This window comes from Streptomyces sp. ICN903 (assembly GCF_022015835.1).
Classification (GTDB): Bacteria; Actinomycetota; Actinomycetes; order Streptomycetales; family Streptomycetaceae; genus Streptomyces; species Streptomyces fenghuangensis.
Genome location: NZ_JAKMAY010000141.1, coordinates 1 through 14,605, shown reverse-complemented (window position 1 = coordinate 14,605; position 14,605 = coordinate 1). Strand labels below are relative to the sequence as shown.

The following is a 14,605-nucleotide window of genomic DNA, read 5'->3' as shown; positions in this document are numbered from 1 at the left end:
GGGGGCAGGGTGAAGCCGCCGGGGCGGGCGGCGCGGGCGTTGAAGTCGGCGAAGCCGGGGACGGTGCGGGCGATGCGGTCGCGGATCGCGGCGTAGTCGGCCTCGAACTCCTCCCAGGGCACGGGGTGGCCGGGGCCCAGGACGCGGCGGGCCAGCCGGCAGACGACGGCGGGCTCGGACAGCAGGTGCTCGCTCGCGGGGGCGAGGCGCCCGCGGGAGGCGTGGACGACGCCCATGGAGTCCTCGACGGTGACGAACTGCTCGCCACAGGCCTGTACGTCGCGCTCGGTGCGGCCGAGGACGGGCAGGATCAGGGCGCGGGCGCCGGTGACGCAGTGGGAGCGGTTGAGCTTGGTGGACACGTGCACGGTCAGCCGGGCCCGCCGCATCGCGGCCTCGGTCACCTCGGTGTCGGGGGAGGCGGCGACGAAGTTGCCGCCGAGGGCGAAGAACACCTTCGCCCGCCCGTCGCGCAGGGCGCGGATGGAGTTCACCACGTCCAGGCCGTGCTCGCGCGGCATGGGGACGCCGAACTCCGACTCCAGCGCGTCCAGCAGGGCGCCGGAGGGCTTCTCGACGATGCCCATGGTGCGGTCGCCCTGGACGTTGCTGTGGCCGCGCACCGGGCAGACCCCGGCGCCGGGGCGGCCGACGGCGCCGCGCAGCAGCAGGAGGTTGACGATCTCGCGGATGGTGGGGACGGCGTGCCGGTGCTGGGTCAGTCCCATGGCCCAGCACACGACGGTGCGCTCGGAGGCGAGGACCATCTCGGCGGCGCGGTCGATGCCGGCCGGGTCGAGCCCGGTGGCGCGCAGCACGTCGGCGGGGTCGGTGGCGCGGGCCGCGGCGGCGAACTCCTCGTAGCCGTGGGTGTGTTCGCGGACGAAGTCCTCGTCCACCCCGCCGTCGGCCTCCAGCACCCGCCGGCACAGCTCGCGGAAGAGGGCCTGGTCGCCGCCGATGCGGATCTGCAGGAACAGGTCGGTCAGCGGTGTGCCGGAGCCGGCCAGGCCGCGCAGGGTCTGCGGGTTGTCGAACCGCTCCAGGCCGGCCTCGGGCAGCGGGTTGACGGTGATGATCCGCGCGCCGCCCCGCTTGGCCTTCTCCAGCGCGGAGAGCATCCTGGGGTGGTTGGTGCCCGGGTTCTGCCCGGCGACGATGACCAGGTCGGCGCGGTGGAGGTCCTCCAGCAGCACGCTGCCCTTGCCGACGCCGAGAGTCTCGGTCAGCGCGGCACCGGAGGACTCGTGGCACAGATTGGAGCAGTCGGGCAGGTTGTTGGTGCCCAGGCAGCGGGCCAGGAGCTGGTAGAGGAAGGCGGCCTCGTTGCTCGTGCGGCCGGAGGTGTAGAAGACGGCCTCGTCGGGCGAGTCCAGGGCGCGCAGTTCGCCGGCGACGATCTCGAAGGCCTCGTCCCAGCCGATCGGCTCGTAGCGGCCGGAGCCCTCGGCCAGGTACATCGGGTGGGTGAGGCGGCCCTGCTGCCCCAGCCAGTACCCGGACCGCGTGGCCAGGTCGGCCACGGGGTGCTCGGCGAAGAAGGCGGGGGTCACCCGCCGCAGCGTGGCCTCCTCGGCGACGGCCTTGGCGCCGTTCTCGCAGAACTCCGCGGTGTGCCGCCGCTCCGGCTCGGGCCAGGCGCAGCCGGGGCAGTCGAAGCCGTCCTCCTGGTTGACCCTCAGCAGGGTCAGCGCGGTGCGCCGCACCCCCATCTGCTCACCGGCCATGCGCAGGGAGCGGGCGACGGCCGGCAGCCCGGCGGCGCTCCGGCGCGGGGCGCCGACCCGGGGGGCGTCCTGGACGGGATCGGTGGCGGGCGGCCTGCGTCTCATGGCCGCAGATCCTGCCACGCTCGACCGGGACGCGACAGTGGCTCCAGGACGGTCCGTGATCCGGTGTCGGTGGTGCGTGGCAGGATCGGGGCGTGGCCAACAAAGCATCGAAAGCGACCGCAGCGAACTCCTCCGAATCGCGCGAGCCCCGGGACAGGCGCCTGCTCCTGCTGGACGGGCACTCCCTCGCCTACCGGGCGTTCTTCGCGTTGCCCGAGGAGAACTTCTCCACCACCACCGGGCAGCCGACGAACGCGATCTACGGCTTCGCCTCGATGCTGGCGAACACGCTGCGCGACGAGGACCCCACCCATCTGGCGGTCGCCTTCGACGTGTCGCGCACGACCTGGCGCACCCAGGAGTTCGCCGACTACAAGGCGAACCGCTCCAAGTCCCCGGACGGCTTCAAGGGACAGGTGGAGCTGATCGGCGAACTGCTGGACGCGATGGGCATCCGGCGTTTCGCGGTGGAGGGCTTCGAGGCGGACGACATCATCGCCACCCTGGCCACGCAGGCGGTGGCCGAGGGCTTCCACGTCTCGATCGTCACCGGCGACCGCGACTCCTTCCAGCTCGTCAACGACGCGACGACGGTGCTGTACCCCACGCGGGGAGTGTCGGAGCTGACCCGCTTCACCCCCGAGAAGGTGGAGGAGAAGTACGGCCTGACCCCGGAGCAGTACCCGGACTTCGCGGCCCTGCGCGGCGACCCGTCGGACAACCTGCCCGGCATCCCCGGGGTGGGCGAGAAGACCGCCGCGAAGTGGATCAGGCAGTTCGGCTCCCTTTCCGAGCTGCTGGAGCGGGCCGACGAGGTCAAGGGCAAGGTCGGGGAGAAGCTGCGCGACCACCTCGACAGCGTCCGGCTCAACCGGCGGCTGACGGCGCTGGTGTGCGACGTGGAGCTGCCGGCCGGCCCGGCGGACCTGGCGCGGGCGCCCTACGACCGGGGGGCGCTGGATGTGGTGCTGGACGCGCTGGAGTTCCGCAACACCGGCTTCCGCGACCGGCTGTACGCGGTCGACCCGGGCGCGGCCGGCCAGGAGGCGGCGGCCCCGGCGGACGGCGTGGAGGTCGACGGGGTGGTCGCCGGCGCGGGCGAGCTGGCCCCCTGGCTGGCCGAGCACGCCGCCTCGGGCGCCGATCCGCTGGGCGTGGCCACCGTCGACGACTGGAAGCTGGGGTCGGGGAGCGTCGGCGAGATCGCCCTGGCGACCGGGCAGGGGCCGGCGGTGTGGTTCGACCCCGCCCAGCTGGACGAGGCCGACGAGCGGGCGTTCGCGGAGTGGATCGCCGACGGGGAACGGCCCAAGGTCATGCACGACGCCAAGGCGGTGATGCGGGTCTTCGCCGAGCACGGCTGGAGCGTCGCCGGCGTCACGATGGACACCGCGCTGGCCGCCTACCTGGTGCAGCCGGGCCGCCGCTCGTTCGCCCTGGAGGCGCTGTCGGTGGAGTTCCTGGGCCGGGAGCCGGCCCGGCCCGCCGAGAGCAGCGGGCAGCTGGCACTGGGCGCGGACGAGGAGGCCGAGGCGGACGCGCTGATGGCCCGGGCCCGCACCGTCCTGGACCTGGGCGGGGCGCTGGCCGGGCGGCTGACGGAGGTCGGCGCGTCCGACCTGCTGAAGGACATCGAGCTGCCGACCTCGGGCCTGCTGGCGCGGATGGAGCGGGCGGGCATCGCCGCGGACCGCGAGTGGCTGGGCCGGATGGAGCAGCAGTTCGCCGCGGCCGTCCAGCAGGCGGTGCGCGAGGCGCACACCGCGGTGGGCCACGAGTTCAACCTCGGCTCGCCCAAGCAGCTGCAGGAGGTGCTCTTCGGCGAACTGGGCCTGCCGAAGACGAAGCGGACCAAGACCGGATACACCACGGACGCCGACGCGCTGACCTGGCTGGCGACGCAGACCGAGCACGAGCTGCCGGTGGTCATGCTGCGCTACCGCGAGCAGTCCAAGCTGCGCACCACCGTCGAGGGCCTGATCAAGACGATCGCCGCCGACGGACGCATCCACACCACGTTCAACCAGACGGTCGCCGCCACCGGCCGGCTGTCCTCGACCGACCCCAACCTGCAGAACATCCCGGTGCGCACCGACGAGGGCCGGGCCATCCGGCGGGGCTTCGTGGTCGGCCAGGGGTACGAGTCGCTGCTGACGGCCGACTACAGCCAGATCGAGTTGCGGGTGATGGCGCACCTGTCGGAGGACGAGGGCCTGATCGAGGCGTTCACCTCCGGCGAGGATCTGCACACCACCGCCGCCTCCCAGGTCTTCGAGGTCCCCAAGGACCGGGTGGACCCGGAGATGCGCCGCAAGATCAAGGCCATGTCGTACGGGCTGGCCTACGGGCTGTCGGCCTTCGGCCTGTCGCAGCAGCTCGGCATCACCGCCGACGAGGCTCGCAGGCTGATGGACGCCTACTTCGAGCGCTTCGGCGGGGTGCGCGACTACCTGCACCGGGTGGTGGAGGACGCCCGGGCCACCGGCTACACCTCCACCATCCTGGGCCGCCGCCGCTACCTGCCCGACCTCAACAGCGACAACCGCCAGCGCCGCGAGATGGCCGAGCGGATGGCGCTCAACGCCCCGATCCAGGGCACCGCCGCGGACATCGTGAAGATCGCGATGCTGAAGGTGGACCGGGCGCTGGGCGAGGCGGAACTGCGCTCGCGCATGCTGCTCCAGGTGCACGACGAGATCGTGCTGGAGGTCGCCCCGGGCGAGCGGGAGGCGGTGGAGGAGCTGGTGCGCCGGGAGATGTCCGGCGCCGTCCACCTGAGGGCGCCGCTGGACGTCTCCGTGGGCTCCGGTGAGAACTGGGAGGACGCCGCCCACTGAGGCGGCCGCGCGGAAGGCCGTGTGCCGCCCGGGAGCCGGACGGCGGCCCGGGCGGCACACGGCGGTGAACATCCGGTGGAACGGCCGTGTGTGTTGCCGCGTCCTCTTCGGGTGTGGTGGATCGGGTGCCGAACTTGCCGTAGTGTCCCGCTCGTTACCCCTCGCGGAGAGGCGGTGCGGCCGGAGCGCGGACATACGGCGGGTGCCGGGCGAACCGGGCACGCACAGGGCGTACACAACCGTACAGAGCGTCTGAGGAGCGCCGCATCCGACAGGTGCGGCGCGGCAGCGCGTGACAACAGCGTGGAGGGTCTGGCAGATGGCGGCTCGGCGGCTCGTGGGCAGGGTCCGAAGGGGCGTTACCAGCACCGCGGTGGCGGCGGCGGCGATGGCCGCGCTCACCGCGTCCCAGGGGCCCGGCCTGGAACTGGTGCAGCCCGGCGGCAGGGAGGCGGCCGGCTCCCCGGAGTCCCCCGACCTTCCCGCGGACGGCAACTCCCCCTACCACACGGAGCTTCCGCCGCTGGTCAAGCCGGACAAGCCGGGATCCTCCAGTGATCTGCCGGAGGTCACCGGTCCTGCCGAGTCCGGCATACCCGCCACCGTTCTGGCCGCCTACAAGCGCGCGGAGCGGACCCTGGGCGAGGAGCGGCCCGGCTGCAACCTTCCCTGGCAACTCCTGGCCGCGATAGGCAAGGTGGAGTCCGGGCAGGCGCGCGGCGGAGCCGTGGACGCCCAGGGCACCACCCACAAGCCGATCCTGGGGCCCGCGCTCAACGGCGTGGGCTTCGCGCACATCTCGGACACCGACGGCGGCGCGTACGACGGCGACACCCGCTACGACCGGGCCGTCGGGCCGATGCAGTTCATCCCGTCCACCTGGGCCGGCTGGGGTGCGGACGGCAACGGCGACGGCCGCAAGGACCCGAACAACATCTACGACGCCGCCCTCGCCGCAGGGCGCTACCTGTGCGCGGGCGGCAGGAACCTGTCGGACCCGGCCGATCTGGAACGGGCCATCCTCAGCTACAACCAGTCGCGGGAGTACCTGCGGACGGTGCTGTCCTGGCTGGACTTCTACCGCAAGGGCGTCCACGAGGTCCCCGACGGCGAGGGAACACTGCCCGACAGCCCCGGCGCGGGCAACGAGTCGAGGCCCGCACGGCCGGGCGGCGAGCCCGCGGGCGACTCCAGCGGGCGTCCGGGCGACAAGGGCGGCGACCGCAAGGGCGGCGACGGCGGCGGTGAGAAGGGCGAGGACGGGAAGCCCTCGCCGAAGCCGCCCGTCTCCGAGGAAGGTACGGTCACCCCTCTCCCGCCCGGGGACTCCGAGGAGCCCGGGGAGGAGCCGGAGGAGCCGGACAACCCCGGGAAGCCGGGGGAGGAGCCCGAGAAACCGGGGGACGGGCCCGAGGAGCCCGGGGACGAGCCGGACAACCCGGATGAACCGGAGGAGCCCGGGGACGAGCCGGACAACCCGGATGAACCGGAGGAGCCCGGGGACGAGCCGGACGACCCCGAGGAGCCGGGCGAGGACCCGGAGTGCCCGGTGGACCCGGAGGACCCCGAGGAGTCGGAGGATCCGGACGAGCCCGGCGAGAGCGCCGAGGAGCCCGCGGGCCCGCCTTCCCCGACCCCGACCGGAGAGCCGGGCGAGGACTCCGACGGACCGGAGGGCTCCGGGGAATCCGAGGACTCCGAGAACCCGGAGGAGCCCGGGGAGGACCCGCAGGACCCCTGCGGGGGCGAGGAGCCGGAGGACCCGGACGAGCCCGGAGAGGGCGAGGACGGCAGCGGACAGCAGGGCGGCGGGGAGCAGACCCCCGCCCCGACCGCCGGCGCCACCGTCCAGGCCCGCCAGGAGGACTGAACCGGCGGCGGCCGCGGGATCCGGTGCCACCGGACCCCGCGGCCGCCGCTCAGCCCCCCTGCCCGGAAGCCCTCCGCGCCGCGGCGGCCGTACGCCCGGTCGGCCGGGCGGTCGCCGGATCCTCGGGCCAGGGGTGTCTGGGGTAGCGGCCGCGCAGCTCGGCCCGCACCGAGCGGTAGCCGTCGCGCCAGAACGAGGCCAGATCCGCGGTCACGGCCGCCGGCCGCCCCGCGGGCGACAGCAGATGGACCAGCAGCGGCACCCGGCCGCCCGCCAGGCGGGGCGCCTCCTGCCAGCCGAACAGCTCCTGGAGCTTGACCGCGAGCACCGGCCGCTCCCCGCCGTAGTCCACCCGTATCCGCGAGCCCGAGGGCACCTCGATCCGCTCCGGCGCCAGTTCGTCCAGCCGGGCTGCCTCCCCGGAGGTCCAGGGCAGCAGCGCGGTCAGCAGCCGGCCGGCGTCCGCGCGCTCCAGATCGGCCCGCTGCCGTGCCGGGCCCGGCACCCCGTCCAGCCACTCGTCCGCCCGCGCCAGCAGCGCCTCGTCCGACACGTCCGGCCACGGCTCGCCCAGCTCCCGGTGGAGGAAGGCCAGCCGCTGCCGCAGCGACACCGCCTCCCGCGTCCAGCGCAGCAGCCCCACGCCCTCGCGCCGCAGCCCCTCCAGCAGGGCCGCCCGCACCGCTGCGGGACCGGGGTCGGGCAGGGGGCGGGAGGACAGCTCGATCGAGCCCAGCCGTTCCACGCGCCGGGCCACCACATCGCGCCGCCCGGCGGACCAGCCGACCTCCTCGGCCTTTGAGTACAGCGCCCCGGCCGCCTCCCGCGCCGTCTCCTCGTCGAGCGCCGCGGCCAGCCGTATCCGCGCGGACGCGGTCCCCGCGGGGCGGTCCGCGACGGCGACCGCCAGCCAGGGGGCGTCGCGCAGCCCGGAACCCGGGGCGAGTTCGGCGCGGGTTCCGGAGGCCATCAGGTACGCCCGCTCGCCGCGTGAGCGCGCCACCCGCTCGGGGAAGGCCAGCGCCACCACCAGGGCGGCGGCCGCGTCGTCGGCCGCTCCGGCGGAAGCCCGCCCGCCGCGCCCGTCCGGCAGGGCGCCCTCCAGCCGGCGCGCCTCCCGGCGCCAGCGGGCGCAGTACGCGTCCCGGCCCCGGCGCGCGGTGCGCCACACCGCCGCCACCTCGTCGCCGTACTCCCGGGGCGGCTCCTCGCTCAGCAGCGCCACCACCTCGGCCGCCCGCCGCGCACCCACCAGGGGAGCGGCGTCCAGCAGGGCACGCGCCAGCCGGGGGTGCAGGCCCAGTGAGGCCATCGCCCTCCCGCGTTCCGTGGCCCGCCCGCCGGCGTCCACGGCGCCGATCGCCCGCAGCACCTCGTGGGCCGCGGCCATCGCTCCCCGCGGGGGCGCGTCGGGCAGCGCCAGTCCGCGCGCGCCGGGGTCGCCCCAGCAGGCCGCACGCAGCGCGAAGGCGGTGAGGTCGGCGACGGTGATCTCGGGGGAGGGGAAGCGCGGCAGCCGGTCGTGCTCGGCCTCCGGCCAGCAGCGGTAGACCACCCCCGGCGCCTCGCGCCCGGCACGCCCCGCGCGCTGCCCGGCCGACGCCCGCGAGGCCCGCACCGTCGCCAGCGCGCTCAGCCCCCGGGCGTGGTCGGTGCGCGGCTCGCGGGACAGTCCGGCGTCCACCACCACCCGCACCCCCGGCACCGTCAGGCTGGACTCGGCCACCGCCGTGGCCAGCACAACCCGCCGCCGCCCGGCCGGACCCGCCAGCACCGCGTCCTGGACGGCGGCCGGGGCCCGCCCGTGCACCTGGAGCACCTCGGCTCCGGCGCCGCCGTCCAGCAGGGCGGCCACCCGGGCGATCTCCCCGGTCCCCGGCAGGAAGCACAGCACGTCACCCTCCTGCTCCCGCAGGGCCCGGCGCACCGTGTCCGCGACGTGCTCCAGCAGGGCCGGGTCGACCCGTGTGCCGTGGGCGGGGCGCACCGGGCGGGCCGGAGGCGCCCACACCACCCGCACCGGATGGGAGGCGCCGGGTGCCTCCACCACGGGCGCGTCCAGCAGCCGGGCCCAGGCACCGGCGTCGGTGGTGGCCGAGGCGGCGACCAGACGCAGCTCCGGCCGCAGCGCGGCGCGTACGTCCAGCAGGAAGGCGGCGGCGGTGTCCGCGTCCAGATGCCTCTCGTGGCACTCGTCCAGCACCACCGTGTCCACCCCGGGCAGTTCCGGGTCCCGCTGGAGCCGCTGGAGCAGCACCCCGGTGGTCACCACCTCCACCAGGCACCCGGGGCCGACCGCCCGCTCCCCGCGCACGGTGAACCCGACCCTCGCGCCGACGGGCTCGCCCAGCAGCCAGGCCATCCGTCGCGCCGCGGCGCGCGCCGCGATCCGGCGCGGTTCGGCGACCAGCACACGCCGCGCCGGGGCCCCCTCCCGCGGGCCGGCGAGCCCGGCCAGGGCGAGCGGCACCAAGGTGGTCTTGCCGGTGCCCGGCGGGGCGCACAGCACGGCCGCCCCGCGTGTTCCGAGGGCTTCCTCCAGCGCGGGCAGGACGGTGCGTACGGGAAGTCGGCTCAGGGCGTCGGTCCGCAGGGGCATGCCCCCATCCTCGCAGCGCCCGGAGGACGCTCTGAGGTGCCCCGAGGAGCCCTGAGGATCCCTGAGGAGCCCTAGTCCCGCTCGCAGACGAAGATCGCGGTGCCCGGGATCAGCCGGCCGCGCAGCGGCGACCAGCCTCCCCACTCCTGCCGGTTCCACTCGGGCCACTCCGGCTCCACCAGGTCCACCAGGCGGAATCCGGCGGCGACGAGGTCGCGCACGCGGTCGCCGAGGGTGCGGTGGTGCTCGACGTAGACGGCGCGCCCCCGCTCGTCCTGCTCCACGTAGGGCGTGCGGTCGAAGTAGGAGGCGGCGACCGTCAGGCCCTCCGCCCCCGGTTCGTCGGGGAACGCCCAGCGGACCGGGTGCGTCACGGAGAACACCCACCGGCCGCCCGGCCGCAGGACGCGGCGCACCTCGCGCAGCACCCGCACCGGATCGGCGACGAAGGGCAGCGCCCCGTACGCGGAGCAGGCCAGGTCGAAGGAGCCGTCGGCGAAGGGCAGCGCCCCGGCGTCAGCCTGCACCAGGGGGAACGCCGGGGCGGCGCCGTCGATGCGCAGCGCGTGCTGGAGCTGGCGGTGCGAGATGTCCAGGGCCACCGGGCGCGCCCCGCGCGCGGCCAGCCAGCGCGAGCACTGCGCCGCCCCCGCGCCGACCTCCAGCACCATGCGGCCGGCCAGCCGCTCCGCCGGGCCCAGCAGACCGGCCTCCTCCTCGTCCAGGCCCTCCGGGCCCCACACGAAGCGGTCGTCGCCGAGGAAGCCGCCGTGCTCGCGCTGGTACTCGTCGGCGTTCCGGTCCCACCAGCCGCGGCTGGCCCGGCTGCTCTCGGCGGCGTCCGCGTCGCGGCGGGCGGCCTCCGGCTCTGGTTCGCTGTCTTGGTTCATCTCGCCCGTCGTCGTAGCCTTCGGTTCCGGCGCGCGGCCGGAGAGGAACGCCGGAGAGGTGCCGTGCGGGCTCCTGGAGCTCCGGCCTCCGGGCACCGGCGGGCCCCGGAGGAGGCGGGAACGGGACGCGGAACCGGCGACTTGTGCCGGATTTGGGATCAAAGTCCCGTGTGTCCTTGTTCGCGCATTGACCCTGCCCGGCTGCCCCCGTATGCTACAAGTTGCGCTGCGGGCCTGCGCGCCTCGGACGGAGCAGGTCGCGCTCGCATCTGTTGTATGTCCCCTCGGTTGTCGAGGTGCTCGTGGTTTCCTCGGAGATCTTCGGTGAAGCACCTCTCAGGCTGTCCGGCTTCGGCAGTGCGATACGGGCTCTCGGCGTAGCAGTACCTACGACTTCAATGTCCGTACCGGAGCCCTTTTCCACATGACGAGCAGCACCGAGACCACCGTGACCACCCCGCAGGTTGCGGTTAACGACATCGGTTCCGAGGAAGCCTTCCTCGCCGCGATCGACGAGACGATCAAGTACTTCAACGACGGCGACATCGTCGACGGCGTCATCGTGAAGGTCGACCGGGACGAGGTCCTGCTCGACATCGGCTACAAGACCGAAGGCGTCATCCCTTCCCGAGAGCTGTCGATCAAGCACGATGTCGACCCGAACGAGGTCGTCGCCGTCGGTGACGAGATCGAGGCCCTGGTCCTCCAGAAGGAGGACAAGGAGGGCCGCCTGATCCTCTCGAAGAAGCGTGCCCAGTACGAGCGGGCCTGGGGCACCATCGAGAAGATCAAGGAAGAGGACGGCATCGTCACCGGTACCGTCATCGAGGTCGTCAAGGGTGGTCTCATCCTCGACATCGGCCTCCGCGGCTTCCTTCCCGCCTCCCTGGTCGAGATGCGTCGCGTCCGCGACCTCCAGCCGTACGTCGGCAAGGAGCTCGAGGCCAAGATCATCGAGCTGGACAAGAACCGCAACAACGTGGTCCTCTCCCGCCGCGCCTGGCTGGAGCAGACCCAGTCCGAGGTCCGCCAGACCTTCCTCACCACCCTCCAGAAGGGCCAGGTGCGGTCCGGCGTCGTCTCCTCGATCGTCAACTTCGGCGCCTTCGTGGACCTGGGCGGCGTGGACGGTCTGGTCCACGTCTCCGAGCTGTCCTGGAAGCACATCGACCACCCGTCCGAGGTCGTCGAGGTCGGCCAGGAGGTCACGGTCGAGGTCCTGGACGTCGACATGGACCGCGAGCGCGTCTCCCTGTCGCTCAAGGCGACCCAGGAAGACCCGTGGCAGCAGTTCGCCCGGACCCACCAGATCGGCCAGGTCGTGCCCGGCAAGGTCACCAAGCTGGTGCCGTTCGGCGCGTTCGTCCGGGTCGACGAGGGTATCGAGGGCCTGGTCCACATCTCCGAGCTGGCCGAGCGCCACGTGGAGATCCCGGAGCAGGTCGTCCAGGTCAACGACGAGATCTTCGTCAAGGTCATCGACATCGACCTGGAGCGCCGCCGCATCAGCCTCTCGCTGAAGCAGGCCAACGAGTCCTTCGGCGCCGACCCGATGGCGGTCGAGTTCGACCCGACCCTGTACGGCATGGCCGCGTCCTACGACGACCAGGGCAACTACATCTACCCCGAGGGCTTCGACCCGGAGGCCAACGACTGGCTGCCGGGCTACGAGAAGCAGCGCGAGGAGTGGGAGCGCCAGTACGCCGAGGCGCAGCAGCGCTTCGAGCAGCACCAGGCGCAGGTCCTCAAGTCCCGCGAGGCCGACGCCCAGGCCGAGGCCGAGGGTGCCGCCGGCGGTGCCCCGCAGGGCGGCGGCACCGGCGGTGGCGGCGGCTCGTACTCCTCGGAGTCGGGCGACAACTCCGGCGCCCTGGCGTCGGACGAGGCCCTGGCGGCCCTCCGCGAGAAGCTCGCGGGCGGCCAGAGCTGACCCGTCGGGCCACCGCGGCCGGCAGGCCGGCGCGCGGTAACCCGAGGTAGCGCATGAAGCATGGCCCCCTCCCCGCCCGGGGAGGGGGCCATGCGGCGTTCCCGCCCCCGCACCGGCCTCCCCGCGGGGGACACCGGGCGACCCCCGGTGCCGGGGCCGTGCCGAAGATGGCACGATGCGTTGCCAAAGAGGCCTTCCGGTCACCCGATCAGGGGAATGCGCACGCGGCGGCGGATGTTGCCGACACACGGAAGCGACACGGAGGAGCGGCGAAGGTGCTGGACCCGCAAGGTTTGTACGCATGGGATCCGACCGGCCTGGCGGAGGCCGAGGCGGTCATCGGCGAGCCGGGCAGTGCAGGGCCCGTCATGCTCTACCACTTCGAGGGCTTCATCGACGCCGGCGAGACCGGCGGGCAGATCGTCCAGGGACTGCTGGACGGCGGTCCGCGCACGACCGTCGCCCGCTTCGACGTGGACCGCCTCGTCGACTATCGCGCCCGCCGGCCGGTGATGACCTTCCGGCGAGACCACTGGGCCTCCTACGAAACCCCCCGGCTGGACCTGCGGCTGCTGCGGGACGCCACCGGCACCCCCTTCCTGCTGCTGGCCGGCCCCGAGCCGGACGTCGAGTGGGAGCGGTTCACGGCCGCCGTGCGCGAGATCGTCGAGAGGCTCGGCGTGCGGCTGTCCGTCGGCTTCCACGGCATCCCCATGGGCGTGCCCCACACCCGCCCCGTCGGTCTCACCCCGCACGGCAATCGCCTGGACCTCACCCCCGTGCGGCAGACGCCCTTCGACGAGGCGCAGGTCCCCGGCAGCGCCGCCTCGCTGCTGGAGCTGCGGCTGGCCGAATCCGGCCACGACGTACTGGGCTTCGCCGCGCACGTCCCGCACTACGTGGCCCGCTCCACCTATCCCGAGGCCGCCCTGACCGTGGTCGAGACGATCACCGCGGCCACCGGGCTGGTGCTGCCGGAGATCACCCGGTCGCTGCGCACGGACGCACACCGCGTGCGGGAGGAGATCGAGCGGCAGCTCGCCGAGGGCGACGGCGAGCTGGTCGCGGTCGTCCGCGGCCTGGAGCAGCAGTACGACGCCGTGGCCGGGGCCGAGACCCGCGGCAGCCTGGTCGCCGAGCCCGTCGAACTGCCCTCGGCGGAGGAGCTGGGGGAGGTCTTCGAGCGTTTCCTGGCCGAGCGCGAGAGCGGAGGCGGCACCGGGGACGGGGGATCCGGGGACACCGGCGGCCCCCTGCCCTGACCGGGGCTCCGCCCCCGCTTGGGTAGCTTGGGTAGGGTGACGGCAGCCGCCGCGGGCGAACCCGTGTGCGGCACGCGGCCCCGCCGCCCGGCGCGGGGCGCGGTGCGGGCACGGACACATGTGGAGGCGCGGCCATGCTCTCCGTGGGGCTGACGGGCGGGATCGGCGCGGGCAAGAGCGAGGTCTCGCGGCTGCTCGACGCGTACGGCGCCGTGATCGTCGACGCCGACAAGATCGCCCGCGAGGTCGTCGAGCCGGGCACCGAGGGGCTCGCCGCGGTGGTCGCCGAGTTCGGCGAGGAGGTCCTCGCCCCGGACGGCAGCCTGGACCGGCCCAGGCTCGGCTCGATCGTCTTCGGCGATGCCGGGAAGCTGAAGGCGCTCAACGCGATCGTCCACCCGCTGGTCGGGGCGCGCTCGGCCGAACTCCAGCGCGCGGCCGGCGAGGACGCGGTGGTCGTGCACGACGTACCGCTGCTGACGGAGAACGGTCTGGCGCCCCTGTACGACCTGGTGGTCGTCGTGGACGCCTCCCCGGCCACCCAGCTCGACCGGCTGGTGCGGCTGCGCGGCATGGCCGAGGAGGACGCCCGGGACCGGATGGCCGCCCAGGCGACACGCGAGCAGCGCCTGGCGGTCGCGGACATCGTCATCGACAACGACGGCCCCCTGGAGAAGCTGGAGCCCCAGGTCGCCGAGGTCTGGCGGCGCCTGAGGGAACGCGCCGGCGGGCGGGCCTGAGTCGGGCGGACCGGGCGCGGCGGGCCGTCCGCGGCCGCGGCGGTGTGCTTGACCGCCCCTCGCGCCGGGAAGAATCCCCGCAAAGGGCAGCGGGAATATGCCCGCGCGGCGGGTGCGTTGCCGTGGCGGTACACCAAGGCGTCCCCTGACGTTCCCGGACGTCCCGCGACGCCCCCGCAAGCACCCCCGTACCCGAAGGACCTGTGATCCCGCGGCCAGTGCGACGCGGCCGATCCCGGTCGAGGAGGCGTCGACGTGCACGAGACCACGCCCGAGACCCATGTCATCCAGTACCGAGCCGCGGAGCAGCTGCTGGCCGCCCGCGACCCCAGGGGCGCGCTGAAGCTCCTGGAGTCCGTCGTCGAGGCCTTCCCGGAGAAGACGTCCGTCCGACTGCTGCGCGCCCGCGCGTTCTTCCTCAGCGCCCAGTTGCGCGCCGCCGAGGAGGAGTTCCAGGTCGTCCTGGAGCGCGAGCCGGACAACTCCTTCGCGCACTTCGCGCTCGGCCGCACCCTGGAGCGCGCGGGCCGCGACGAGGAGGCGCTGCGCCACTTCCGTCTGGCGGCGGCGCTGGATCCCCGGCCGGACTTCTGGGAGGCGGCCCGTTTCGGCGACCGCGCCGCCTGACCGCCCCCGCCCGGGCGG

Annotated in this window: 9 protein-coding genes; 6 read left to right on the top strand and 3 right to left on the bottom strand. The window is 74.2% G+C overall.

Annotated features, from left to right (window positions below; all coding sequences use genetic code 11):
* On the bottom strand, window positions 1–1,832 hold a 1,832-nt coding region (locus tag L7D48_RS16000), incomplete at its 3' end, for an FdhF/YdeP family oxidoreductase (protein WP_237880115.1).
* 92 nt (window positions 1,833–1,924) lie between these two features.
* On the opposite strand from L7D48_RS16000, the gene polA reads away from it, so the two are divergent.
* Entirely contained in the window at window positions 1,925–4,669 is a 2,745-nt protein-coding gene (gene polA / locus L7D48_RS15995; RefSeq protein ID WP_374492411.1) for a DNA polymerase I, read from the top strand.
* A gap of 373 nt (window positions 4,670–5,042) precedes the next feature.
* Window positions 5,043–6,539: a lytic murein transglycosylase gene (locus tag L7D48_RS15990; RefSeq protein WP_308312288.1), complete on the top strand. Its 1,497-nt coding sequence runs from the start codon at window positions 5,043–5,045 to the stop codon at window positions 6,537–6,539.
* 49 nt (window positions 6,540–6,588) lie between these two features.
* On the opposite strand, the gene hrpB is transcribed toward L7D48_RS15990, so the two are convergent.
* Window positions 6,589–9,138, bottom strand: a complete 2,550-nt coding sequence (gene hrpB, locus L7D48_RS15985; protein ID WP_237880113.1) for an ATP-dependent helicase HrpB — start codon at window positions 9,136–9,138, stop codon at window positions 6,589–6,591.
* A 71-nt stretch (window positions 9,139–9,209) separates the two neighbouring features.
* Window positions 9,210–10,028, bottom strand: coding sequence for a class I SAM-dependent methyltransferase (locus L7D48_RS15980; protein WP_237880112.1), 819 nt, complete (start codon window positions 10,026–10,028; stop codon window positions 9,210–9,212).
* Between the two features lie 424 nt (window positions 10,029–10,452).
* On the opposite strand from L7D48_RS15980, the gene rpsA reads away from it, so the two are divergent.
* From rpsA to L7D48_RS15960, 4 genes are all read left to right on the top strand, one after another.
* A complete protein-coding gene (gene rpsA / locus L7D48_RS15975) occupies window positions 10,453–11,958 on the top strand; it encodes a 30S ribosomal protein S1 (protein WP_237880111.1) in 1,506 nt (501 codons plus the stop codon).
* 275 nt (window positions 11,959–12,233) lie between these two features.
* Window positions 12,234–13,220 carry a PAC2 family protein gene (locus tag L7D48_RS15970; RefSeq protein WP_237880110.1) on the top strand — a complete coding sequence of 329 codons (987 nt, stop codon included), beginning with the start codon at window positions 12,234–12,236 and terminating at the stop codon, window positions 13,218–13,220.
* Between the two features lie 134 nt (window positions 13,221–13,354).
* The gene (coaE, locus tag L7D48_RS15965) at window positions 13,355–13,960 is read left to right on the top strand and encodes a dephospho-CoA kinase (protein ID WP_237880109.1); all 606 of its coding nucleotides are present in this window, start codon (window positions 13,355–13,357) and stop codon (window positions 13,958–13,960) included.
* A gap of 255 nt (window positions 13,961–14,215) precedes the next feature.
* Complete coding sequence (locus L7D48_RS15960) at window positions 14,216–14,587, top strand: tetratricopeptide repeat protein (RefSeq protein WP_237880108.1); 372 nt, start codon at window positions 14,216–14,218, stop codon at window positions 14,585–14,587.
* Window positions 14,588–14,605: the final 18 nt, after the last annotated feature.

Coding starts and splice junctions, on each gene's coding strand:
- hrpB (WP_237880113.1), bottom strand. CDS start 9,138: ATGCCCCTGCGGACCGACGCCCTGAGCCGACTTCCCGTACGCACCGTC.
- L7D48_RS15980 (WP_237880112.1), bottom strand. CDS start 10,028: ATGAACCAAGACAGCGAACCAGAGCCGGAGGCCGCCCGCCGCGACGCG.
- rpsA (WP_237880111.1), top strand. CDS start 10,453: ATGACGAGCAGCACCGAGACCACCGTGACCACCCCGCAGGTTGCGGTT.
- coaE (WP_237880109.1), top strand. CDS start 13,355: ATGCTCTCCGTGGGGCTGACGGGCGGGATCGGCGCGGGCAAGAGCGAG.